Annotated in this window: 1 protein-coding gene; it reads right to left on the bottom strand. The window is 41.5% G+C overall.

Annotation, left to right across the window (positions count from 1 at the left end; genetic code table 11):
* Positions 1-78: 78 nt before the first annotated feature.
* On the bottom strand, positions 79-1854 hold the full coding sequence (ltrA, locus tag PX484_RS19255; protein ID WP_288105168.1) for a group II intron reverse transcriptase/maturase: 1776 nt from the start codon (positions 1852-1854) through the stop codon (positions 79-81).
* Positions 1855-1940 lie beyond the last annotated feature (86 nt).

The following is a 1940-nucleotide window of genomic DNA, read 5'->3' as shown; positions in this document are numbered from 1 at the left end:
TATTAGGGGTCGAGAAGGTCGTCACCGACCTCCCCTCCCATTCAGAACCGTGCGTGAGACTTTCGCCTCACACGGCTCCTAGTTTGACTGTTCCCTTGTTAAGGATACAGCTTGACTTCCTTTGGTTAACCTTGTATTATCTAGTTTGACTTCTGAATTTGTCAAACCAGATAGATTTAGGCTTCCATCGGATGCCGATTTATCATCGTGACAGTGGCGGTGTAGTAATTGAAGGTTTTTATATTCATCCTTTCCGCCTAAGCTGAGAGGGTGAATGTGGTCAACTTCAATTAAATCCGATGGGGTGAAATACTGCCCACATCGGCTACACTTGCCTTGTTGCTTCTTAAGTAGTTTAGCTACTCTTGTCGGTGTGTCGATTGCTTGTCCTCGTCTGGTCGCCCAGTAAGTCCAATTTCCGTCATAAGGTGAAGCGTCGGGGCGTACTAGGGTATGTCTGACAATTGGTGTCCAATTATGTTGCCATAAATGAAGACCATCATTGGTCTTAAATAACCAAGATTCTTGCCTTTCTTTCCCATTGCTGAGTTTAACTGTACCCGGTCTAAAGTAGTTTCTCAGCTTTTCGTGGTTCGCTTTACCGCATCTTGATACTGTCCATGCCCTTAACATTAACCAGATTGTATTGTCTAGTTTATTGAAGGTATCCATAGATACTACTCCTGAGTAGTAGTTAGCCCAGCCTTTAATGATTGGGTTTAGGTGACTAATCAGGGCTGATTGAGGTGCTGTTTTGTGTTTTTTGATTACACCTTTAATCGCTTCTGTGTGGGCTTTAACTGCTTTTTGGTTGGGTTTGATGTGGGTTTTGTGACCAATTAATTGGCTTCCTCTCCCTCCTGTTTTCCCAGATTTGTATTTTCCTACTGGATATTGCCTGATATTGAATCCTAGAAAATCAAAACCGGGTTCTTCAGTTTTCCCATTGTACTCAATGGGGTTGAGTGTATGACACACTCTGGTTTTTTCTGGTTTGAGTTCTAATCCAATTGGTTTTAACCATTCAGAAATGACAGTTTTGCACTGTTCAATGATTTCGAGTGATGGTGAAATCACCACAAAGTCATCGGCGTATCTTATTAGAACAGCTTGAGTTTTACTACCCTTTTTGGGGAATAGTGTTTCGATTAATCTTGCCATTCCATCCAGTGCGATGTTAGCAAGTAGTGGACTTATTACCCCTCCTTGTGGTGTCCCTGTTTCTGTTTCTTCAAATACGCCTTTATCCAATACTCCTGCTTTGAGCCATTGTTTAATGTCTCTTTTCAGGGAACTTGGACAATGAATTTTTGACAGTAAAAAGTTGTGATTAATTCGGTCAAAACACTTGGCAATATCAGCATCTAATACGAAGTAGCTACTTTTATTAATGCTAAGGTATATTCTCGATATTGCGTCATGGGCAGACCTTCCGGGTCGGAAACCATAGCTGGTTTCTTCCATTTTTGACTCCCATTCTGGTTCAAGTGCCGATTTAATCAACGCTTGTCTAGCTCTGTCTTTGATGGTTGGTATTCCTAATGGACGTTTTTCATCCCTACCTGGTTTAGGAATCCATACCCTTCTTAACGGTTTTGCTTTAAGTGTTCCCTTGATTTCTTCGGTTAGATTTAGCCTTTGTTCAGGGGATATTGCTATCACTCCATCTACTCCTGCTGTTTTCTTTCCTTGATTATCTTGGGTTACTTTGCGAACTGCTAATAGACGAGCATAGTATGATTTCACCAATAGACGTTGCAACCTTCTAACCTTTGCATCCTGTCCCGATTTAGCCGCTTGGTATATCCTCTGTTGGAGCTTGAAAACATATCTTTGGACTTTCGCCCAATTAATAGCTTTCCATACATTCGTAGTCTTAGTGGTTTTCGGTTTCCCGAACCCTTTACTTTCTCAAGGGTTTCGTCATATAGACTCCTACT

This window comes from Microcystis sp. M49636_WE2 (assembly GCF_030065375.1).
GTDB classification, from domain to species: Bacteria; Cyanobacteriota; Cyanobacteriia; order Cyanobacteriales; family Microcystaceae; genus Microcystis; species Microcystis aeruginosa_C.
The sequence above is the reverse complement of the archived record's forward strand: the minus strand, read 5'-3'. Positions and strand labels throughout refer to the sequence as shown.